We start from the raw sequence: 22,690 nt of genomic DNA on the forward strand, positions 1-22,690 counted from the left end.
GGATCAATATTACACCAGCAATTGTTGAGTTTTTATTAAGTAATGGGAATGCTGTTTCAATTCTTGAGCGTTATCCGTTTCTTGAGTTTACTGTTAATGAGAACTATCCAGGTTTAAATAACGGAAAGGACGATCTGCAGCTGGCAAGAATGGCGATCCATTTTCCGCTGGTGCTGGCAAACTTTGGAGCCGGTGCTGCATCGCTCAAGGCCGTCTATGATGGATTATTTAAACGGGTTATTCTTGATAAAGGATTCATTCAGCAGCGTGCTTCTGAGCTTTCTTTCGAGCCTTTTATGCGCGCGATCCTCTGGCAAATAACGCCGCACTGCCAGTCGGTGATCGTCTCCGGCATTGACGACCACGGTTTGCTGCAGCGCGTTCTGTCCTTCAATTTTGGTGCCATGCAGGGTGCGCTCTGGCCAGCCGTCTCGGCGGAGCACGTCACGACGCTGGTTCAGCAGCGATAACCCTGCCTTTCGCCCGTGTTTAAGTCCGGGTAAACCCTCTACACTAAAGGCAGGAGGACTTATGACCCTGTCTTTTACTGCTCACTGGCATGACGAGTTGCCTGGCTTTTACACCGCACTCAAACCAACACCGTTACATAATTCACGTCTTATCTGGCATAACGATCGGCTGGCCGATGAGCTGGCCATTCCGCCCGATCTGTTTCAGCGTTCAGACAGTGCTGGCGTCTGGGGAGGCGAGACGCTTCTCCCCGGTATGCAGCCTCTGGCTCAGGTCTATAGCGGACACCAGTTTGGCGTCTGGGCGGGGCAGCTGGGTGACGGCAGGGGGATCCTGCTCGGCGAACAACGGCTTCCCAACGGGGAGACGGTTGACTGGCATCTGAAAGGCGCAGGTCTTACCCCTTACTCACGAATGGGCGACGGGCGCGCGGTATTGCGGTCAACGATACGCGAAAGTCTGGCATCCGAAGCGATGCATGCGCTGGGGATTCCCACCACCCGCGCGCTGTCGATCGTCACCAGCGACACGCCGGTGACGCGCGAAACGGTGGAAAAGGGGGCGATGCTGATGCGCATTGCGCAAAGCCATCTCCGCTTTGGTCATTTTGAGCACTTTTACTATCGCCGCGAGCCGGACAAGGTTCGCCAGCTCGCGGACTTCGCCATTCGCCACCACTGGGCGCATCTGCAGGATGAGGCGGATAAATACGTTCTCTGGTTCCGGGACGTGGTTGCCCGTACCGCCACGATGATTGCGCGCTGGCAAACGGTGGGCTTTGCTCACGGGGTGATGAACACGGACAATATGTCGATTCTCGGCCTGACCTTTGATTACGGTCCGTTTGGTTTCCTGGACGATTATCAGCCGGGGTATATCTGCAACCATTCCGACTATCAGGGGCGTTACAGCTTTGATAATCAGCCGGCGGTTGGGCTGTGGAACCTCCAGCGGCTTGCACAAACCTTATCGCCGTTTATCGACGTTGATGCCCTGAACGATGCGCTCGACAGCTATCAGGACCTTTTGCTGCGGGAATACGGCACGCTGATGCGTAACAAGCTGGGGCTGATGACCCAGGAGAAGGGCGACAACGACATCCTCAACGGCCTGTTTGCCCTGATGGCGCGTGAAGGGAGCGATTACACCCGCACCTTCCGAATGCTGAGCCAGACGGAGCAGCACAGCGCCGCCTCGCCGCTGCGCGACGAGTTTATTGACCGTCAGGTGTTTGACGACTGGTTTGCACAGTACCGCACGCGGCTGCAGCAGGAGCAGCTAGACGACGCTACCCGTCAGGCGCAGATGAACGCAGCGAATCCCGCGATGGTATTACGCAACTGGCTGGCGCAGCGGGCGATTGAGCAGGCAGAGCAGGGGGAGTACGACGAGCTACACCGTCTGCACCTGGCGTTGCGTACGCCGTTTGCCGACCGGGATGATGATTACGTCAGCCGCCCGCCCGACTGGGGCAAGCGGCTGGAGGTCAGCTGCTCAAGCTAGCGATTTTAGCCGGGCGGCGGCGTTGCCTTACCCGGCCTGTTCATCACTGAGCAACCCAGCCGCCATCCATATTCCACGCAGCGCCGCGAACGTTCACGGCGCCGTCGCTGCACAAAAACAGCGCCAGCTCGCCCAGCTGTTCCGGGGTAACAAACTCCCCTGAAGGCTGTTTCTCCGCCAGAAGCTGTTCGCGAGCCTGCTCCGGCGGTACGCCGTCCGCGATACGTTTGTCGATTTGCTGCTGCACCAGCGGGGTCAGTACCCAGCCGGGGCAAATAGTATTGGCGGTAATACCCGTGCGGGCGGTTTCCAGCGCCAGGGATTTGGTAAAGCCCACCACGCCGTGCTTGGCCGCAACGTAGGCCGATTTCTCTTTCGACGCGACCAGCCCGTGAACGGAGGCGATATTGATGACGCGCCCCCAGTTTTTATCCCGCATGGTCGGCAGCGCCAGCCGGCTGGTGTGAAACACCGCGGAAAGATTAATGGCGATAATGTCGTTCCATTTCTCTACCGGGAAGGCGTCAACCGGAGCCACGTGCTGGATCCCGGCGTTGTTCACAAGAATGTCCACGCCGCCAAACTGCGATTCGGCGTAGCGCATCATGGCCTCAATCTGCAATACGTCCCGCAGATCCGCATCGTGATAGCCCGGCTTTTTGCCCAGTTGCGCAATCTCTTCCCGTGCCGATGCGCTGTCGCCGAAGCCGTTGAGGATCAGCTGCGCGCCCGCCTTCGCCAGCACGCGGGCGATCCCCAGACCAATGCCGCTGGTTGAGCCGGTGACCAGGGCGGTTTTACCGTTCAGATTCATTTTTCTCTCCTTACACAATGCCGGTCAGATAGAACACGGCAATGACAAAAAGTACTGCCAGACTTTTAATGATGGTGATAGCGAAAATGCCGCCGTAGGCCTGGCGATGGCTCAGGCCGGTGATAGCCAGCAGAGTAATCACCGCCCCGTTATGGGGAAGGGTATCCATCCCGCCGCTCGCCATCGAGGCCACGCGGTGCAGCACCTCGAGCGGGATATTGGCCGCATGGGCGGCGGCGACAAACGAGTCGGACATGGCGGCAAGGGCAATACTCATCCCGCCGGACGCCGAACCGGTGATCCCCGCGAGCACGGTCACGCTGATGGCCTCATTTAGCAGCGGATTCGGAATGGCCGCCAGCGCTTTGGATAACACCAGGAACCCAGGCAGCGCCGCGATAACCGCGCCGAAACCGTATTCCGAGGCGGTATTCATCGCCGCCAGAATGGCTCCGCTCACCGCCGTTCGGCTGCCTTCAGCCAGACGCCCCCGGATATTGCGAAAGCCAAAAATCAGCACCAGCACGATACCGGCGATCAGCGCCGCCTCCACGGCCCAGATGGCGGTGATCTTGCCCACCTCGGTCACAATCGGTTTCGCCAGGCCGGGCAGGGTAAGCTCGTGACTCACGCCGTACCAGCCGGGGATCCAGCGGGTAAACAGCAGGTTCAGTATGCCCACCACCAGCAGCGGGGAGATAGCAATCAGCGGATGCGGGAGATTAATGTTATCCGGCGTCTCGGGTTCATTTTTCAGATCCGTGCCGTAACCCTCGTTGTTGCTGAGCGCCTTACGCCGCTGGCGCTCCAGCCAGAGCAGGCCAAAGACGATAATAAACAGAGAGCCGATAAGCCCCAGCCACGGGGCCGCCCAGGCGTTCGTGCCGAAGAAGCTGGTGGGGATGATATTCTGGATCTGCGGCGTGCCGGGCAGGGCGTCCATGGTAAACGAGAATGCCCCCAGCGCCACGGTGGCCGGGATCAGCCGTTTAGGGATACCGCTCTGGCGAAACAGCTCGGCGGCAAACGGGTACACCGCAAACGCCACCACGAACAGCGAAACGCCGCCGTAGGTTAACAGCGCGCATACCAGGACAATCACCGGGATGGCGTGTCGACGCCCGAGGATCTGGATTGCGGCGGCGACGATGGAGCGTGAGAAGCCGGAAAGCTCAATCAGCTTGCCAAACACTGCACCCAGCAGGAACACCGGGAAGTAGAGCTTGACGAAGCCCACCATCTTTTCCATAAACAGGCCGGTAAACGTCGGGCCGACGGCACCCGGATCGGTCAGCAGCACGGCACCGAGCGCCGCGATCGGCGCAAACAAAATAACGCTGTATCCGCGGTAGGCCGCCAGCATCAGCAGTGCCAGCGCCGCCAGGGCTATTAACACACTCATTATGACTCCTCACTTTACTTATTATTCGGGTACCAACGAGAGGTTTAACGCTCGACGGTCAGGGCAATGCCTTGTCCGCCGCCTACGCACAGGGTGACGAGCCCTTTTTTAACGTCACGGCGCTGCATTTCGTACAGCAGGGTCACGAGGATTCGGCAGCCGGAAGCACCAATCGGATGGCCCAGGGCGATGGCACCGCCGTTAACGTTGACCTTGTGCTCATCCCAGCCGAGCTGCTGGCCCACCGCCAGCGCCTGGGCGGCAAAGGCTTCATTGGCTTCAATGAGGTCCACCTCGTCGAGCGTCCAGCCCGCCCGCGCCAGCGCCGTCCGGCAGGCGCTGACCGGGCCCATGCCCATTACTGACGGGTCAACGCCCGTCACGGCGTAACTCACGATGCGGCCAAGGACAGGCAATCCGCTCTCCCGCGCTTTTTCCTCGCTCATCAGCAGCACCGCGGCGGCACCGTCGTTGAGCGTGGAGGCATTCCCCGCCGTGACGGTACCTTCCTCGTGCAAAAAGGCGGGGCGCAACTGCGCAAGCTGCTCTGCAGTCGTGCCTGGTCGGGGCTGTTCGTCACGATCAATAACCAGCGGCGGCTTTTTACCCTGTTTCACCGTCACCGGCGCTATCTCGGCGTCAAGCCGGCCGGACTCAATGGCGGACGCCGCTTTTTGCTGCGAGCGGGCGGCGAAGGCGTCCTGCTGCTCGCGGGAAATGTCATACTCGCGGGCGACGTTTTCAGCGGTGATCCCCATGTGGTAATCGTTGAATGCATCCCACAGGCCGTCGGTAATCATGCTGTCCTTGAGGCCGGCATGCCCGAAACGCAGCCCGGCACGTGCGCCGTCCAGCAGATACGGGGCGTTGCTCATGCTCTCCTGACCGCCGGCGATAACCATCTCCGCGTCGCCGCAGCGGATCGCCTGGGCGGCGAGCTGGACCGCTTTTAAGCCCGCGCCGCACACCAGGTTGACGGTGGTCGCCGGCGTGCTGACGGGCAATCCGGCGCCGATGGCCGTCTGGCGGGCGGGGTTTTGCCCGCATCCGGCCGTCAGAACCTGGCCGAAAATCAGTTCGTTTACCTGTTCGGCGCTGAGACCACGGTTCTCCAGCAGGTGCCGTACCGTGACGGCCCCAAGCTCAACCGCAGAAAGGGACGAGAGCGATCCGCGAAAACTGCCAATGGGGGTTCGCGTTGCCCCGACAATCATGACCTTTTTCATGCTGACCCCTCAGGTGAAGCGCATCTCGCGCACGTCGTCCGCCACAATGATTTTCCCTGCCGTTTTACACACGATCTCGTCAATACTGACGCCCGGGGCGTATTCCCGCACAATGAACGCGCCGTCCTGAATTTCCAGCAGCGCGAGATCGGTCAGGACCCGACGGATACAGCCCGCGCCCGTGAGCGGCAGCGTGCAGCGCGGCAGCAGCTTCGACTCACCGCTCTTTGAGGCGTGGGTCATCACCACAATGATGTTCTGCGCCCCGGCAACGAGATCCATCGCGCCGCCCATGCCCTTCACCATCTTTCCAGGGATCATCCACGAGGCGATGTTGCCCTCCACGTCCACTTCAAATGCGCCCAGCACGGTCAGGTCCACGTGGCCGCCGCGGATCATGGCAAACGACTGGGCCGAGTCGAAAATGGCCGCGCCGGTCCGCGCGGTCACGGTCTGTTTACCGGCGTTGATCATGTCAGGATCAAGGGTCTGCTCGTCGGGAAAAGCCCCCATCCCCAGCAGGCCGTTTTCCGACTGCAGCATCACGTCCATCCCGTCCGGAATGTAGTTCGCCACCAGGGTAGGGATGCCGATCCCCAGGTTGACGTAATAACCGTCGCGCAGCTCGCGGGCGACGCGCATGGCCATCTGTTCACGGGTTAACATCGTCACACTCCTTGCGCGCGCAGGGTGCGCTGCTCAATGCGTTTTTCAAACTGGCCGACAATCAGCCTGTCGACGTAAATTCCCGGGGTGTGAATGGCCGACGGGGGCAGTTCACCCGGCGGAACAATCTCTTCCACCTCCACCACCGTGATCCGGCCCGCCGTTGCCATAAGCGGATTAAAGTTTTGCGCGGTATGGCGATAGATGACGTTGCCGTACCAGTCCGCTTTCCAGCCCTTGATCAGCGCGAAATCGCCGACGATCGCCTCCTCGAGGATGTAGTGCTTGCCCGCGAACTGGCGCACGTCCTTGCCGGTCGCCACGGGCGTGCCGTAGCCGGTGGCCGTATAAAACGCCGGAATACCGGCCCCGCCCGCGCGCACCTTTTCCGCCAGCGTGCCCTGCGGCGTAAGCTCAATTTCCAGCTCGCCGCTCAGCACCTGCTGCTCAAACAGCGCGTTCTCGCCGACGTAAGAGGCCACCACTTTGCGAACCTGCCGCGTTTCGAGCAGTATCCCCAGGCCGAATCCATCCACGCCGCAGTTGTTTGACACCACGGTCAAATCTCTCACCTGACGGCGCCGGACCTCCGCAATCAGGTTCTCCGGAATGCCGCACAGGCCGAAGCCGCCCGCCAGCAAGGTCATTCCGTCCGTCAGCCCGTCCAGCGCCTGCGCATAGCTGCCGACGCGCTTATCCAGTCCTGCCATAGTCATCCCTCCCGTTAACCGTGCCGGTATCATTAGGGGCGGCGACTCATTTGTTAATTTTGAATTTGTGACCCACTCATTTGGTTTTCTTATTAATTTCCTGTTAACTAATTCTTTTCAATTAGTTAACAGGATGAAAAATGAGAATGAGTGTCAAACAGTTACGCGCGTTTTTAGCGGTAGCTCACACTCTCAATTTCGCGCACGCCAGCGAACGCTTAAATCTCTCCCAGCCGGCCCTGAGCCTGACGATTAAAAGTCTGGAAGACGCGCTCGGCGGCCCGCTGCTGCAGCGGAGCACGCGCAAGGTTGCCCTCACGCAGGAAGGGGAGACGTTTCTGCCGATGGCGCGGCAGCTGCTTGCCGACTGGGATAATGTGGAGGAGGCGATGCACCAGTGCTTTACCCTGCAGCGCGGCAAAATCTCGGTCGCGGCGATGCCGTCATTTGCCGCCAACGTTTTACCGGAGGTGCTCAAGGCGTTTCGCGATCGCCACGCCGGGATCAACGTCACCGTGCATGACGTCATTAACGAGCAGGTGATTGAGATGGTGCGGGAAGGGCGGGTTGAGATGGGGATCGCCTTTGAGCCGGCCCCCACGCACAACCTGCTGTTTACGCCGCTGGGGCTCGACAGGTTTGTCGCCATTGTGCCGAAGGACTCCGCGCTGGCGGGCAAAAAGCGGCTGGCCTGGGAAGAGCTACTGACGCTGGATTTTATTACCCTGCAGCGCCCGTCGGCGGTACGTCTGATGATGGAGGAGGAGCTGGCCCGAAGCGGCAGAAAGCTGGACGTGGCGCTGGAGAGTCATCAGCTGGTGACGGTAGGTCGCATGGTCGCCAGCGGGCTGGGCGGCAGTGCCGTACCGGCGCTCTGCGAAGCGCAGATGACGGCGCTGGGCGCGGTCTGTATACCGCTGGATAATCCGCCCATTGAAAAGTGCATCGGAGCAATCCATCCGGGGCACACGCAGCTCTCTAAAGCGGCGCATGCCCTGCTGGAAACGCTGAAGGATTTTTACCAGCCCGCTCACTGGGCGAGAAATACCTGCGGTACGGGGTGATCCGGATGGCTGCCGACGCGCACCTGTGCGCCGTACCAGCGCGCCAGCGTCCCGGCCTGCAGCACGTCCTCCGGTGTGCCACTGGAGACCAGCCTGCCGTTGTGCAACAGCAGAATGCGATCCGCCCACAGCGCCGCCAGATTGAGATCGTGCAGCACCACGCACACGTGGAGATGACCCCGACGGGTCAGGGATCTCATCAGGCGCAGCAGATGCTGCTGGTGGTAGAGATCCAGCGCGGAGGTGGGCTCATCAAGAAACAGCCAGCCGCGCGGGGCTCCGTCGCACCAGAGCTGGGCCAGCGCGCGGGCGAGCTGGATCCGCTGCTGCTCGCCGCCGGATAGCGTTGAATAGCGTCTGCCCGCCAGCGGTAGACAGCCCGTTATCGCCATCACTTCCTCAACTACCGACGCTTCAGGGGAGCGAGTCCAGGGTGCGCGTCCCATACCGACCACCGCGTCCACCGGCCAGTCGAATCCGGGCTGTGTATTCTGGCGCATCACCGCCCGGTAGCGCGCGAGAGTATCCGGCGGCCAGTCCGCAAGCGGCGTCCCGGCCAGAGTGCAGCGTCCGCTTGCTGGCTTGAGATAACCGGTAAGCAGCCGCAATAACGTCGATTTCCCGGCACCGTTCGGTCCAATCAGGGCGACCAGCTCACCCTGAGAGAGGGTAAGCGACACATCATCGATCAGCGTCCGCTGACCGGCGTGAAAGAAGATTTTCTCTGCACAATAGCGTTCAGCCATGCGTACCTCCGCGACGAAAGATAAGCCACAGGAACCACGGCGCGCCGAGAAGGCTGGTCAATAACCCGACGGGCATCTCCGCCGGAGAGACCAGGGTGCGCGCCAGCGTGTCGGCAACCAGCAGCAGCAGCGCACCGGCCAGCACCGAGCCGGGTACGACGGCCCGGTGGTCGGCCCCCAGCCACATGCGCATCAGGTGCGGCACCACAAGGCCAATAAAGCCGATCACGCCGCTGACGGCTACCGCCGCGGCAACCAGCAGGGCGCTGCACAGCAGCAGGATCCGCTGTACCATCGCGACATCCACCCCGAGATAGTGCGCCTCTTCATCGCCCAGCTGCAGCAGGTTGAGCGGGGCGGCCAGCCGCCAGATAATCAGCACCGCGGGCACCATCAGCGACGTTACCGCCAGCAGGGTGGACCACTGCGCCTGCCCGAGGCTGCCCATTCCCCAGAGGGAAAGCTGGCGAAGCTGGGCATCGTTGCTGAGCCATGAGAGCACCCCAACGGCCGCGCCGCACAGGGCGTTGATGGCGATCCCCACCAGCAGCAGGCGGGACAGGGAGCCGTGACGCTGCTGGCTGAGCAGGAAGATAATAACGGTTGCGGCCAGCGCGCCGAGGAACGCCGCGAGCATCGGGGCATACAGCATCAGCAGGGCAGGTAACGCGGCGGGAATGACCACCCACAGCGCCACCGCCAGCGCCGCGCCGCTGCTGATCCCCAGCAGACCCGGGTCTGCCAGCGGGTTGCGGAACAGCCCCTGCATCACACAGCCGGCCAGCGCCAGCGCTCCGCCAATCACCAGCGCCAGCAGTACGCGGGGCAGGCGAATGGTAAGCCAGATCTGACGCATGGCCTCATCGCTGCCGCTCCACAGCAGGCTGACCGGCAGGTGCAGTGCCCCAAACCCGGTCGCGGTGAGCGTCATGATGCTCAGGATCGCGGCCAGCATCCACAACGACAAGGCGATCCGCCGGGACATCAGGGCAGTTGCTCCGCTTTGGCGCGCAGCTGCTGGATGGCATCCGGCGTTCGCACGCTGAAGCCCAGCAGCGCCATATCATCAATCGCCAGCACCTGCCTGTTCCGTCCCGCCGGGGTTTGCGCCAGACCGGGCAGCTTCCACAGGTTTTCTTCGCCGCCCAGCGCGTTCACGCCGTCCTGCGAAATCACCACCAGATCGGGCTGGCTGGCAATGACCCCTTCCTGAGACAGCGGCTGATAGCGGGTGAATCCCTGCATCGCGTTCTGCAGCCCGGCTGCACGGATGGCAGCGTCTGCGCCGGTCTGCTGCCCGGCGGCCATTGCGGTCATTCCCCCGTGGTTGAGGATAAACAGCACCCGCTTGTTGAGGGGAGCGGAGGGCAGGGCCGCCAGCGCCTGACGCAGCGTGTGGCGCAGGGCTTCCCCCTCGGCTTCATGGTGCGTAGCGTTGGCAATCACCCGAACCTTTTCGTCAATGACGCTCAGGTCGTTGCGGCCGGGAACGGTTACTACCCTGACGTGACTTTGTTCGACCTGCTTCAACGCCAGAGACGGCTGCGCCTGGTCGCTGGCCAGCACCAGCGTGGGGCGCATGGACAAAATGCCTTCGGCGTTAAGCTGGCGTAAATATCCCACGTCAGGTAGATCGTTTGCCGCCTGCGGCCACTGACTGGTGCTGTCGCGCGCGACCAGCGAAGACTGCGCGCCAAGCGCGTAGACAATCTCCGTCACGTCGCCGCCAAGGGCGACAATTTTCTCCTGCGCGGCGGCAAACGCCACCAGAGGCAGGGCGCTCAGCAGGGCTAACCACGTTTTCATGCGGCCAGCCCTTTTGGCGTCAGGGCGTCAATCTGGCTGCGCCACTGGCTCTGCTCCGGCTCACCTTCGGTACGCTGGCCGTAAAGCTGGGCGATTTGCGTGCCGTCGGCGGCAAACAGCTCCAGGCTCGTGACGTGGCCGTCAGCCGTGGGCTTGCGCGTCACCCAGCTCTCTGCGATCGTCTCCTCCAGCAGATGCAGGGTAAAGGCAGGGTTAAAGACGTTCAGCCAGCCTTTCATCGGCACGACTTTTTCCACCGCGCCGGTGAATATCTGCACGCAGCCGCGGTTGCCGACGAAGACCATGATTTCGTTGCCGTCCCGGCGTGCCGCTTCCAGCAGCTGTGCCAGCGCGCTGTTCTCCACCTTACAGGCCAGGTCGTCGCCCACCAGGCGAAACGCCTGCTGACGGCTGAGATTGTGGCGCTTGAGCAGGCTGAAGAACTGATGCACGTCGGTCATGGCGCGCCACTCCTTGTCCACGAGAGCGGCATCCGCGTTTTCGGCGTGAGCCGGGACATCCCCAGCGCTCAGTTCAAGCGGCGGGTTATCGGCAAAGATAAAGCGGGTCAGCACGTCGCCCCAGGCGGCGAGGTCGGTGTTGTCCGTGGTGTAGACCTTCAGCACCGCATCGCCCTGACGATCGAAGAACTGAATGCTCTGTCGCTCGCCGCGGGCGGTGGTTTCGCTGAGGTGAAACGCGCTCGCCCACTGGTTGAGGAACAGGCGCAGATCCAGCGCGCGCGGGTTCAGCACCAGCCCGGCGTGGCCGTTCAGGTGCTGGTTGGTGAAGCTGCCCACCTGCTCGTGAACGGCATACTCGTTGCGGCAGATGCACTTGGTTTCACCCACGGCCTCCAGCGCGCCCAGGATATCGCGGATTTCGCCGCGCAGTCGCCAGGCATCATGGCCCACGCGGGAAAAGGTCAGCTCCGCTTCGCTGATGTTCATTAACCCTGCGATGTCTCGCGCATACTTACCCGGATTTTCTTCTTTTAGCTCAAGCCAGCGTGCGTAGTGATGCATTGTCTTATCCTTCTGAAGAGTGGCCCCGAAGGGAATTACCACTGATAGCTTACGAAAATCTTGCCGTTACGACCGTCCTGCGGAATACCCTGCGGAGACCAGTACTCCTTATCGAAGGCGTTGCCGAGCACCAGCGTGGTGGTGACGCCCTTGAGCTGCTCCTGGCCCTTATAGCTGACGTAGAAATCGTTAACCGCATAGCCCGGCTGCTTGCTGTAGCTGCTGCTGACGTGGGTTGAGCGATCGGCAAAGGTGCCGATCCAGCCCACGGAGAAACCGCTTTGCGCCACCGGAACGTCCAGCTTGCTGGTGACGGTATCCGGGTTAATGCTGGAGATGTACTCGCCCGTATCGGTGTCTTTCCCGCGGGTGCGGTTATAGGCCACGTCGAGGCTAAACAGATCGGCCGAGTATTTTGCCATCATGTCCCAGCCCCAGATTTTTGCGTCGGGTACGTTGTACGACATGGTGGTCGCGGCGGCAAAATCGACGGTTGTGGAGATATAGTCTTTGGCTTTGGTATCGAAATAGCTGGCTTTAAACTCCAGCGCATCGTTGGCAAGCATCAGATCGTCAAAGCGCAGGCCAAAACCAAACTCCTGCGTTTCGTTGGTTTCCGGGCGCAGGTTCGGGTTCGGCACCCAGTAGTTGGTGTAGAAGCGGCCAATGGAGAAGTGTTTGGCGTCATTATACATCTCACCCATGGTCGGCGCGCGGAAGGCCTGCGCGTAAGATCCGAACAGCATCAGCCAGTCGGTCGGGCTGACGGTCAACCCGGCGCGGGAGGACCATTTATCGGCGTTGACGTCATCGTAGCCATTGCTGCTGCCGCGGTAGTTGTCATACCGCGTGCCGCCCAGCAAGGTGATCGGCAGATCGCGCAGGGTGATTTCATCCTGCAGCCAGCCGGAGCTGAAGTCGATTTTCGCCTCCGGGAAGCCGGTCGTGGACCCGCCCGGACGCTGCTCCTGACGATAATATTCTCCGCCGTAGGTCAGCAGGTGAGAGGCAAAAGAGTCGCTGAACAGGCGGGTACGGTTTTCCACCTTGCCGCCTTTGGTGGTCTGCTTGCGGAACTCGCCGGTGCTGTCGATGTTCTGGGCATTAATGCGCGCTTCGGACCAGTAAACCTTCGCATCGGCGTTCAGCCAGTCGTATCCTTCCGGCGCAATGTGGTAGCCAACCTGCGCATCGCGCTGGATGGTGGAGCGGTCGGTCATCGGGTTGCTGCTATTGGCATCAGAGGTTTGCGGGTTTTTCGGCTCCTGCGCGGCATTGTTGTAGTAGCGCAGGGCGCCGCTCAGGGTCTGGGCCTGGTCGATTTTCCAGCTGCCTTTCGCCAGCATGTTATTGATGGATTCGTCGTTCGGCGCCGTCGCACCGTCGCTCTGGCGGATATCGCCGCGGTCGCGGCTGGACCACGATACCAGGCCGTCCAGGGTATCGGTACGGCCATAGGCGCTGGCCCCCAGGCCGAGGCTGTGGTCCCCCGTTGCGCCGGTACCAAACACGCGATAACCGCTGTTTTTGCCCGGTTCCAGCAGATCTTTGGCGTCAACGGTGTCATAGGAGATGACGCCACCCAGCGCGCCGCTGCCGTAGAGCAGCGCAGACGGACCGCGCACCACTTCAATACGTTTAATCAGCGCCGGATCGAGGAACGTGCTGTTGAGGTGCCCGGTGTCGGTACCCTGGCGCACGCCGTCGACCAGCACCAGAACGCCGCGGCGGTCATAGCCGCGCAGGTTAACGTCCTGACCGTTGGTGCGGCCGGTGCCGTCCAGCGTCAGACCGGGCACGTTGCGCAGCAGGTCGGCGGCAGAGCTGGCGGTCTGTTTTTCCGGGGCGGTGGCGTCAACCACGCTCACCATCATCGGGGCTTCGAAAGCGCTACGGGCGTTGCCTGTGGCGGTGACGGTTATTTCATCTGCGGCAGCAAACGCGGCGCCCGGCAGGGTGCTGACAATCGCCAGCGCCAGAAGGGACGGGCGTAAACGTGCGGTATGCAGGTGTAGCATAGCAACTCTCCATAAAGTATCGAAAGCGCTGGCTGCCTGGGGATCACCTGGGTGGCTGGCGAAAGTTTTGGTTTATTTTGTGAGGATCAGTTTTCCGGCATTCGTCTGGCGCAGCAGATACTGCTGGCCGTCATGCTCAATAATCACCCGGCCTTCCTCACCCAACAGGTTTTTGCTGTCGATGCGGCGATCGGTGGAAGCAGGGGATGGCGCTGTGTGTGTTTTTACTGGCGTTGCCGCGCTGTTATCGGTCGGTGACATAATGTTTATAAATAACAATCAATGTAACAATGATAATCATTATCAATAAACTGCAAATTCACGGCAAGCGTTTTTGTGAAAATTGTGTGACGGGATCAAATTCAGGGGGAGGCGATGCGGCCTGATGCCCTCACCCCAACCCTCTCCCACGGGGAGAGGAAGAAGGGCGCGAACCGTAGGTCGGGTAAGCGCAGCGCCACCCGACAATAACATCAGAAGCGAGAATCAACCGCAGCTGCCAGCTTCTCCAGCAGCAGCTCGCTGTCTTCCCAGCTCAGGCACGGGTCGGTGATCGACTGACCGTATACCATCTGCTGGCCGGCAACGATTTTCTGCGTGCCTTCTTTGATAAAGCTTTCGGCCATGATCCCGGCAACGGCGGTCGAGCCGCTGCGGATCTGCTGACAGACCTCATCGCAGACGTCCAGCTGGCGGCGATGCTGCTTCTGGCAGTTGCCGTGGCTGAAATCCACCACCAGATGTTCCGGCAGGTCGAATTCGGCCAGCGTTTCACAGGCGGCAGCGATGTCTTGTGCATGGTAATTAGGCTTCTTCCCGCCGCGCATAATGATATGCCCATACGGGTTACCGCTGGTCTGGTAGATGGTCATATGGCCGTTCTTGTCCGGCGACAGGAACATATGGCTGGCACGCGAGGCGCGAATCGCATCGACCGCAATCCGAGTGTTGCCGTCGGTCCCGTTTTTGAAGCCGACCGGACAGGAGAGGGCTGAGGCCATCTCGCGGTGGATTTGGCTTTCGGTAGTGCGCGCGCCAATCGCGCCCCAGCTGATCAGATCGGCGATAAACTGCCCGGTCACCATGTCGAGAAACTCGGTGGCCGTCGGCACGCCCAGCTCGTTGACCTGCAACAGCAGCTTCCGCGCCAGCTCAATGCCGTGGTTTACGCGATAGCTGCCATTAAGGTCAGGGTCGGAAATCAGCCCCTTCCAGCCCACCACGGTACGCGGTTTTTCAAAGTAGGTGCGCATCACAATCTCAAGGCGATGCTGGTATTTGTCCCGCAGCCCCTGGAGCCGTTTTGCATAATCCATCGCGGCATCCAGATCGTGGATGGAGCAGGGCCCAATCACCACCAGAAGACGCTTGTCTTCACCATTGAGGATTTTTTCAATGCGGCGGCGGGAGGCCGTCACATGTTCCGCGACCGCGGCGGAAACGGGGTGCCGCTCGGCCAGTTCAGCCGGGGTGACCAGGCTGTCTATGCGCGCCGTGCGGAGTTCATCGGTTTTATTCATGACTTGTCTCAGAAAATTTTTGCTTCATCGGCAGACTACCGGGAAGTGATGGGCATCACATTAAACCAATCCCTGCTGATTTCAAGTTTGGGGCGACACCGCCCCGCTGTTGAAGAGGATGATACATGAATCTGAGCTAATGTACTAGCTTATTAGTACATGCGGCGGTTAAGCCCCATGATGTCGAGAATTTTGGTGGCGATCTCTTCTACCGAATAGTTCGTGCTGTTCAGCCACGGGATCTGGTTTTTGCGGTACAGCGCTTCCACTTCGGAAACCTCCATGCGGCACTGGCGCATGGAGGCGTAGCGGCTGTTCTCGCGGCGCTCTTCGCGGATCGCCGCGAGACGTTCCGGGTTAATCGTCAGGCCGAACAGCTTGTGCTGCAGCGGCTTGAGCGCAGCGGGCAGCACCAGGTTATCCATATCGTCGGCAATAAAGGGGTAGTTTGCGGCGCGGATGCCGAACTGCATCGCCAGATAGAGGCTGGTCGGTGTTTTGCCGCAGCGCGACACGCCGAGCAAAATCACCTGCGCCTGGTCGAGGTTGCGCAGCGAGATCCCGTCGTCGTGCGCCAGCGTGTAGTCGATGGCGGCAATACGCGCGTCATATTTGGTCAGGTTGCCGGGGTTCAGCCCGTGGGTACGATGCGCGATAGGCGTCGGGTCAAGCTTAAGCTCGCTCTGGAGCGGGGCCACCAGCGCCTGCACGATATCCTGGCAAAAGCCTTCACTTTGCAAAATGATGTGGCGAATCTCAGGAATAACGATGGAGTAGAACACCAGCGGGCGCACGCCGGTCTGCTGGAAGATGGCGTCAATCTGGTCTTTCACCGCTTTGGCACGGCTCTCATTTTCCACAAACGGCAGCGTGATGCTGTTAATCGAAACGGGGAATTGCGACATCACCGCGTGGCCCAGCACCTCGGCGGTGATCGCCGTACCATCAGAAATATAAAAAACGTGACGATCGACAGCATTATCCATTTTACCCACCCTGAATATCATACCTAATTGTCTGAAAGCATAAATTAAAAAAGTTAATTGCACAGCAAAGAAGTTATCTGAATTTAAAATGAAATGATGTTTTTGATTTTCCTGAAAAGCGGATTTCATTTTTCAAATAGCGACTTTATTTTTGTGGTTTCTGGCTGAATATAGAGGAATCATCAGCTTATTGGCTGGTGGGAAACTATCCGAAAAGTTGAAAATTTAAATTGCTTACACGATTCACCGTTTTTTTAGCGCAAATAATTATGCCAGTATAAATACGTAGTCAGGTGTTACTTACTCCGATCAAATATCACAAAAGGATTGTTTCGATGTCCAACAATGGCTCGTCACCGCTGGTGCTTTGGTATAACCAACTCGGCATGAATGATGTAGACAGAGTTGGGGGCAAAAATGCCTCCCTGGGTGAAATGATTACAAATCTGTCCGGTATGGGTGTCTCCGTACCAAACGGGTTTGCCACGACCGCCGACGCGTTTAACCTGTTTTTAGACCAGAGCGGTGTAAACCAGCGCATTTACGACCTGCTGGATAAAACGGATATTGATGACGTCACCGAGCTTGCCAAAGCCGGGGCGCAGATCCGCCAGTGGATCATCGACACACCTTTCCAGCCGGAACTGGAAAAAGCTATCCATGACGCGTACAACCAGCTCTCCGCTGACGACGCGCAGGCCTCCTTTGCCGTACGTTCTTCCGCGACCGCAGAAGACATGCCGGACGCGTCGTTTGCCGGACAGCAGGAAACCTTCCTGAACGTTCAGGGCTACGATGCGGTACTGGTGGCGGTGAAGCACGTATTTGCTTCCCTGTTCAACGACCGCGCCATCTCCTATCGCGTGCACCAGGGCTATGACCATCGCGGCGTGGCGCTCTCCGCGGGCGTGCAGCGCATGGTGCGCTCGGACGTGGGTTCCTCCGGCGTGATGTTCTCCATTGATACCGAATCCGGCTTCGACCAGGTGGTGTTCATCACCTCCGCGTGGGGCCTGGGTGAGATGGTCGTGCAGGGCGCGGTGAACCCTGACGAATTCTACGTACACAAGCCTACGCTTGCCGCGGGCCGTCCGGCGGTGGTGCGCCGCACCATGGGCTCGAAAAAAATCCGCATGATTTATGCCCCAACCCAGGAGCATGGCAAGCAGGTTAAGATTGAAGATGTGCCGCAGGAGCAGCGCGACCGCTTCTCCCTGACCGACGCCGAAGTGCAGGAGCTGGCGAAGCAGGCGGTGCAGATTGAGAAACACTATGGCCGTCCGATGGATATCGAATGGGCGAAAGACGGGAACACTGGCAAGCTGTTTATCGTTCAGGCGCGCCCGGAAACCGTTCGCTCTCGCGGCCAGGTGATGGAGCGTTATACGCTGCACGCGCAGGGTAAAATCGTGGCGGAAGGCCGCGCCATCGGTCACCGCATCGGTGCCGGTCCGGTCAAAGTGATCCACGACATCAGCGAGATGAACCGTATTGAGCCAGGCGACGTGCTGGTGACCGACATGACCGACCCGGACTGGGAACCGATCATGAAGAAAGCGTCGGCCATCGTCACCAACCGCGGCGGCCGTACCTGCCACGCGGCGATCATTGCCCGCGAGCTGGGGATCCCGGCGGTTGTCGGCTGCGGTGACGCCACCGAGCGCATGAAGGACGGGCAGAACGTGACCGTCTCCTGTGCCGAAGGCGACACCGGCTACGTCTACGCCGATATCCTTGACTTCAGCGTGAAGAGCTCCAGCGTGGATACCATGCCGGATCTGCCGCTGAAGATCATGATGAACGTGGGTAACCCGGACCGCGCGTTTGACTTCGCCTGTCTTCCGAACGAAGGCGTTGGTCTGGCGCGTCTGGAATTCATCATTAACCGCATGATCGGCGTTCACCCGCGCGCGCTGCTGGAGTTTGACGACCAGGACGCGAAGCTGCAGAACGAAATCCGCGAGATGATGAAAGGTTACGACTCGCCGAAAGAGTTTTACGTCGGCCGTCTGACCGAAGGGATCGCCACGCTGGGCGCGGCGTTCTACCCGAAACGCGTGATTGTTCGTCTGTCTGACTTTAAGTCTAACGAATACGCTAACCTTGTGGGCGGCGAGCGCTACGAGCCGGAAGAAGAGAACCCGATGCTGGGCTTCCGCGGGGCCGGACGCTACGTGTCCGACAGCTTCCGCGACTGCTTCGCGCTGGAGTGCGAGGCGGTGAAACGCGTGCGCAACGACATGGGGCTGACCAACGTCGAAATCATGATCCCGTTCGTGCGTACCGTGGATCAGGCGAAAGCGGTGGTGGACGAGCTGGCGCGTCAGGGCCTGAAGCGCGGCGAAAACGGGCTGAAGATCATCATGATGTGTGAGATCCCGTCCAACGCCCTGCTGGCCGAGCAGTTCTTGGAGCACTTCGACGGCTTCTCTATCGGCTCGAACGACATGACTCAGCTGACGCTGGGCCTGGACCGCGACTCCGGCGTGGTTTCCGAGCTGTTCGACGAGCGTAACGAGGCGGTGAAAGCGCTGCTTTCCATGTCCATCCGCGCGGCGAAGAAGCAGGGTAAATACGTCGGGATTTGCGGTCAGGGTCCATCCGACCATGAAGACTTTGCCGCCTGGCTGATGGAAGAGGGGATTGACAGCCTCTCCCTGAACCCGGACACGGTAGTGCAAACCTGGCTGAGCCTGGCGGAACTGAACAAGTAACGGCAACACGCTCGCAAAAAGGCGAGGATTTTATTCCTCGCCTTTTTTATTTCACCTCTAATTTGCTCCCCATCACAAATAATCTAAAAAACCAAATATCATAATTTGTCTGTTAATTAAGACAATTGTTAGTGCGCAACGCGTTGCTAATACTTGAGCCTTACTGCGCATTTCCCTTCAGATGATGCGCAACTGGTTGAAATACGTTTTAACCTGATAAAAAGGCAAATAACAATGACACTCTCCTCTGTATTGCGTACCAAAGATAAAATAGGTTATGGCTTAGGTGATATGGCCAGCGCGCTGGTCTGGCAAACGGCCACATTATTTCTTGCTTATTTCTATACCGACGTTTTTGGTTTGCCTGCCGCGATCATGGGCACGATGTTTTTAGTGGTACGCGTGGTCGATGCGTTTGTCGACCCGTGTATTGGCGCGCTGGTTGACCGCACGCAGACGCGTCACGGCCGTTTCCGTCCCTGGCTGCTGTGGTTTGCTATTCCCTTTGGCGTAAGCTGCCTTATTACCTTCTACGTACCGGACGTCGGGCCGACGGCAAAAATTGTTTATGCCTGCGTGACCTACGCGATTTTAAGTCTGATTTACTCCGCCATTAACGTGCCTTACTGCGCTATGCCCGGTGCGCTGACGCTGGATCCGCGCGAGCGTCACTCCCTGCAGTCGTGGCGCTTTGGCCTGTCATTTATTGGCGGGTTGATCGTAACGGTTATCGCTCTGCCGCTGGTCTCATTGTTGGGCCAGGGCAACGTGCAGAAAGGCTATTTCTATGCCATGAGCCTGATGGGGCTGCTGGGAATTGTGCTGTTCTTTTGCTGTTTCCTGATGACCCGCGAGCGTTATTCCCCGCGCAATGATACCTCCGGCTCCATGCTCACCGATTTAAAACTGCTGGCCGGTAACAGCCAGTGGCGCATTGTGTTTGTGTTTAATATTTTGCTGTTAACGGCGGTGGTGACGCGCGGCTCTGCCACCATGTATTACGTCAACTATGTACTGTTGCGCCCGGAGCTGGTTTTTGCCTTTATTGTTTCTGGCATGGTGGCCTCGTTAAGCGGCGCGTTATTATCTGAACGCCTGCTGGGGAAATTTGACCGCGTGCGCGCCTATCAGTGGACGATAATGTCCTTCGTCATTTTCGGCGCGCTGATTTTCTTCCTGCCGCCTTCGCAGGTGTGGCTAATCTTTGGCCTTAACATCGTCTTTAGCTTTATTCAAAACCTCACCACGCCGCTCCAGTGGACCATGTTCTCTGATGTGGTCGACTACGAAGAGCATCGTAGCGGCCGCCGTCTGGACGGGCTGGTCTTCTCTACCGCACTGTTCGCCATCAAGTTTGGCCTTGCCCTGGGCGGGGCGGTGGTCGGCTGGGTGCTCGGCATGGTGGATTACGCCCCTGGCCAGGCAGCCCAGGCGCCGCACGTGCTTTCCACCATCAACGCGCTGTTCACCCTTATTCCGTGCGCGCTGTTCCTCTGCATGGTGGCGCTGCTTTCCATCTACAAGCTCAACAGCAGGCTGGTGGATTCCATCGCCCGGGAGCTGGCCAGCAAGCGTGAGGTAAGACCCGACGCGGGGCAGCTCAGCCCGGCAACCCCTTCCGCACTACAGGAGTAAAATATGACTGCTATCTATAAGGACGCGGGACGTCCCGTGCACGAGCGCGTCGCTGATTTACTGGCGCGCATGACCCCCGAAGAGAAGTTCGCCCAGATGCACGCCTACTGGCTGATCCTTGATGAAAAAGGCAACCACCGGGAGCGCAGCGATTTGAGCGACGAATTCGCCGGCGTCAGCGAGCAGGCGGCGCTGAGCAAACGGCTAAAACTGGGCGTCGGGCAGATCACCCGTCCGCTCGGCACCCACATCGTTGACGCGAAAACCGGGGTGCGCGCGGCTAACCGCCTGCAGCGCATGATGATGGAAGAGACGCGGCTTGGCATTCCGGCGTTGTTCCACGAGGAGTGCCTGGTGGGGCTGCTGTGCAAAGACGCCACCCTGTTCCCGTCCTCGCTCAACTACGGCTCGACCTGGGACCCGGAGCTGGTGCAGCGCGCGGCAGAGCAGATCGGGAAAGAGGCGCGTTCCGTCGGTTGCCAGCAGGGGCTGGCCCCGGTGCTGGACGTTTCCCGCGACGTCCGCTGGGGGCGAACCGAAGAGACCTTCGGGGAAGATCCCTGGCTGGTGGGCGTGATGGCAACCGCCTGGGTGAAAGGGTTACAAGGCGACAAGCGCGATCTGCTGGCGACGCTCAAGCATTACGTGGGCCACTCGTTCAGCGAAGGGGCGCGCAACCACGCCCCGGTGCATCTTGGTTTTAGCGAGCTGAACGACACCTTCCTGCTGCCGTTTGAAATGGCGGTCAAGCTGGCAAATGCCGGTTCGGTCATGCCCGCCTACCACGACATCGATAACCAGCCGGGGCACAGCGACAGCTTCCTGTTGACCACCGTTCTGCGCGAACAGTGGGGCTTCGACGGCATTATTGTGGCGGACTACGGCGGCGTCAGCCTGCTGCACCAGCACCACGGGATTTCCCACGACGCAGCGGAGTCCGCCGCGCTGGCGTTTAACGCCGGGCTGGACGTTGAGCTGCCGAAAGATGACTGCGCACGCCATCTGGCGGAAGCGGTAGAGCGCGGGCTGATTTCCATGGCGAAAGTCGATGAGATCGTGGCGCGTACGCTGACCGAAAAATTCCGTCTCGGCCTGTTTGAGAACCCGTATGCCGATGAAAACGGCATCGATCTGCAAAATGAGATGACCCGCCAGGTAGCACGGGAGGTGGCGACAAAATCGGTCACGCTGCTGGAAAACAACGGCATTCTGCCGCTGAACGGTATACCCCGCGTGGCGGTGGTGGGGCCGACGGCAGACGATCCACTGGCGTTACTCATCGGGTATAGCTTCCCGGTCCATCTGATCATCAGCGATATGGTTGAGGAGACCTCGCAGGTGACGACGCCGCGCGCGGCGCTGGAGCAGTACCTGGGTGCATCGAACGTGCGCTACGCGAAAGGGTGCCACATTATCGAAAAACGGATGGCGGGCGCGCCGGTCTTCCCGGGCGACAGCGGCGGCAAGCAAATGCAGCAGTCTCCGGTGTCGCAAAGTACCGCACTTATCCCCGAGGCGGTCAGCGCCGCACAGGAGAGTGACGTGGTGGTGGCCTTCGTGGGCGATCTCGCCGGGCTGTTCCAGAGCGGCACCGTGGGGGAAGGCTCCGATACCGACTCCCTGAACCTGCCGGGCGTGCAACAACAGCTGCTGGAGGCGCTGGTGGCGACGGGCAAACCGGTGATCGTCGTGATGACCGGCGGGCGTCCGTACAACCTTCAGGGGCTGGAGGAGAAGATTGCCGCGCTGATGATGGCCTGGGCGCCGGGACAGGAAGGGGGCTGGGCGATTGCCGATGTGTTAACCGGTCGCGCGGAGCCGCAGGGCCGGCTGGTGGTCAGCGTGCCGAAAAGCGCCGGGGCGATGCCATTCTACTATAACCACAAGCTGAAAAGCGGCGGCACGCCGTTCGCGTTCCATTTCGGTGCGCGCTACCCGTTTGGTTTCGGCCTCGGCTGGACGCAGTTTGGCTGGGGCACTGCCCGCGTCGCTGAAAGCAGCGTGCCGGTCGACGGTGAGGTGACGCTGAGCGTGGATATCACCAATACCGGCGAGCGCAGCGGCAGCGAGGTGGTGCAGGTCTACGTGCGGGACAAGGTCGCCACCCAGGTGCGCCCGCTACAGGAGCTTAAGGCCTTCCAGCGCGTCACGCTCTCGCCGGGCGAAACCGCCACGCTCACCTTCACGCTGCCGGTTGAGATGTTCAACTTCACCCGCCGTGACGGCAAGCGCGTCGTTGAGCCGGGCGAGTTTGAACTGCAGATTGGCGCATCGTCGGCGGATATCCACCAGGCGGTGACGGTCAATGTGACGGGGGAAACGCGGGTGCTGCCTGCTGAGTGGCGGATGCTCAGTACCTGTGAGGTTAAGCGCGCGTAGTCAGG

19 protein-coding genes are annotated in these 22,690 nt (G+C 60.0%); 6 read left to right on the forward strand and 13 right to left on the reverse strand.

Annotated elements, in window-relative coordinates; translation table 11 throughout:
• Positions 1–470 (forward strand): EAL domain-containing protein (locus HBA26_RS18845; RefSeq protein ID WP_166720980.1); only part of this gene is annotated, 470 nt, incomplete at its 5' end.
• A gap of 61 nt (positions 471–531) precedes the next feature.
• On the forward strand, positions 532–1,974 hold the full coding sequence (gene selO / locus HBA26_RS18850; protein ID WP_126345713.1) for a protein adenylyltransferase SelO: 1,443 nt from the start codon (positions 532–534) through the stop codon (positions 1,972–1,974).
• 43 nt (positions 1,975–2,017) lie between these two features.
• On the opposite strand, the gene HBA26_RS18855 is transcribed toward selO, so the two are convergent.
• Genes HBA26_RS18855 through HBA26_RS18875 form a run of 5 tightly spaced genes read right to left on the reverse strand, consistent with a single transcriptional unit; the run spans position 2,018 to position 6,792 of the window.
• Positions 2,018–2,788 (reverse strand): 3-hydroxybutyrate dehydrogenase, encoded by a 771-nt coding sequence (locus tag HBA26_RS18855; RefSeq protein WP_048959435.1) that lies wholly within the window; start codon positions 2,786–2,788, stop codon positions 2,018–2,020.
• A gap of 10 nt (positions 2,789–2,798) precedes the next feature.
• Positions 2,799–4,193: a GntP family permease gene (locus HBA26_RS18860; RefSeq protein WP_202815537.1), complete on the reverse strand. Its 1,395-nt coding sequence runs from the start codon at positions 4,191–4,193 to the stop codon at positions 2,799–2,801.
• 41 nt (positions 4,194–4,234) lie between these two features.
• On the reverse strand, positions 4,235–5,416 hold the full coding sequence (locus HBA26_RS18865) for an acetyl-CoA C-acetyltransferase (RefSeq protein WP_126345712.1): 1,182 nt from the start codon (positions 5,414–5,416) through the stop codon (positions 4,235–4,237).
• A gap of 9 nt (positions 5,417–5,425) precedes the next feature.
• Positions 5,426–6,082, reverse strand: coding sequence for a CoA transferase subunit B (locus HBA26_RS18870; protein ID WP_126345711.1), 657 nt, complete (start codon positions 6,080–6,082; stop codon positions 5,426–5,428).
• A 2-nt stretch (positions 6,083–6,084) separates the two neighbouring features.
• Positions 6,085–6,792: a CoA transferase subunit A gene (locus HBA26_RS18875; RefSeq protein ID WP_028012827.1), complete on the reverse strand. Its 708-nt coding sequence runs from the start codon at positions 6,790–6,792 to the stop codon at positions 6,085–6,087.
• 140 nt (positions 6,793–6,932) lie between these two features.
• On the opposite strand from HBA26_RS18875, the gene HBA26_RS18880 reads away from it, so the two are divergent.
• Positions 6,933–7,856: a LysR family transcriptional regulator gene (locus tag HBA26_RS18880; RefSeq protein ID WP_063153861.1), complete on the forward strand. Its 924-nt coding sequence runs from the start codon at positions 6,933–6,935 to the stop codon at positions 7,854–7,856.
• Here the strand turns inward: HBA26_RS18880 and HBA26_RS18885 are convergent.
• The 8 genes from HBA26_RS18885 to HBA26_RS18920 all read right to left on the reverse strand — a co-directional run bounded on the left by HBA26_RS18885 (position 7,823) and on the right by HBA26_RS18920 (position 15,957).
• Entirely contained in the window at positions 7,823–8,602 is a 780-nt protein-coding gene (locus tag HBA26_RS18885) for a heme ABC transporter ATP-binding protein (protein WP_126345709.1), read from the reverse strand. The two genes, HBA26_RS18880 and HBA26_RS18885, sit on opposite strands and share 34 nt — an antisense overlap.
• Positions 8,595–9,587, reverse strand: coding sequence for an iron ABC transporter permease (locus tag HBA26_RS18890; RefSeq protein WP_045261574.1), 993 nt, complete (start codon positions 9,585–9,587; stop codon positions 8,595–8,597). Before HBA26_RS18890 ends, HBA26_RS18885 begins: the two co-directional genes overlap by 8 nt.
• The gene (locus HBA26_RS18895; protein WP_041910423.1) at positions 9,587–10,408 is read right to left on the reverse strand and encodes a hemin ABC transporter substrate-binding protein; all 822 of its coding nucleotides are present in this window, start codon (positions 10,406–10,408) and stop codon (positions 9,587–9,589) included. Before HBA26_RS18895 ends, HBA26_RS18890 begins: the two co-directional genes overlap by 1 nt.
• Positions 10,405–11,433 (reverse strand): hematinate-forming heme oxygenase ChuS, encoded by a 1,029-nt coding sequence (gene chuS, locus HBA26_RS18900; protein ID WP_045630149.1) that lies wholly within the window; start codon positions 11,431–11,433, stop codon positions 10,405–10,407. Before chuS ends, HBA26_RS18895 begins: the two co-directional genes overlap by 4 nt.
• Before the next feature lie 35 nt (positions 11,434–11,468).
• Complete coding sequence (locus HBA26_RS18905) at positions 11,469–13,451, reverse strand: TonB-dependent hemoglobin/transferrin/lactoferrin family receptor (protein WP_126345708.1); 1,983 nt, start codon at positions 13,449–13,451, stop codon at positions 11,469–11,471.
• Between the two features lie 72 nt (positions 13,452–13,523).
• The gene (hemP, locus tag HBA26_RS18910) at positions 13,524–13,712 is read right to left on the reverse strand and encodes a hemin uptake protein HemP (RefSeq protein WP_048960739.1); all 189 of its coding nucleotides are present in this window, start codon (positions 13,710–13,712) and stop codon (positions 13,524–13,526) included.
• A gap of 212 nt (positions 13,713–13,924) precedes the next feature.
• Positions 13,925–14,971 (reverse strand): 3-deoxy-7-phosphoheptulonate synthase AroH, encoded by a 1,047-nt coding sequence (aroH, locus tag HBA26_RS18915; protein WP_049138946.1) that lies wholly within the window; start codon positions 14,969–14,971, stop codon positions 13,925–13,927.
• A 152-nt stretch (positions 14,972–15,123) separates the two neighbouring features.
• Positions 15,124–15,957, reverse strand: a complete 834-nt coding sequence (locus HBA26_RS18920; RefSeq protein ID WP_028012835.1) for a pyruvate, water dikinase regulatory protein — start codon at positions 15,955–15,957, stop codon at positions 15,124–15,126.
• A 335-nt stretch (positions 15,958–16,292) separates the two neighbouring features.
• Here HBA26_RS18920 and ppsA point away from each other — a divergent pair, with 335 nt between their 5' ends.
• The 3 genes from ppsA (at position 16,293) to HBA26_RS18935 (ending at position 22,685) form a co-directional block, all read left to right on the forward strand.
• On the forward strand, positions 16,293–18,671 hold the full coding sequence (ppsA, locus tag HBA26_RS18925) for a phosphoenolpyruvate synthase (protein WP_028012836.1): 2,379 nt from the start codon (positions 16,293–16,295) through the stop codon (positions 18,669–18,671).
• Positions 18,672–18,905: 234 nt separating this feature from the next.
• On the forward strand, positions 18,906–20,306 hold the full coding sequence (locus tag HBA26_RS18930) for an MFS transporter (RefSeq protein WP_126345707.1): 1,401 nt from the start codon (positions 18,906–18,908) through the stop codon (positions 20,304–20,306).
• Positions 20,307–20,309: 3 nt separating this feature from the next.
• Positions 20,310–22,685, forward strand: coding sequence for a glycoside hydrolase family 3 N-terminal domain-containing protein (locus HBA26_RS18935; RefSeq protein WP_166720981.1), 2,376 nt, complete (start codon positions 20,310–20,312; stop codon positions 22,683–22,685).
• Positions 22,686–22,690: the final 5 nt, after the last annotated feature.

This window comes from Enterobacter sp. 725m/11 (genome assembly GCF_011683705.1).
Taxonomy (GTDB): domain Bacteria; phylum Pseudomonadota; class Gammaproteobacteria; order Enterobacterales; family Enterobacteriaceae; genus Enterobacter; species Enterobacter bugandensis.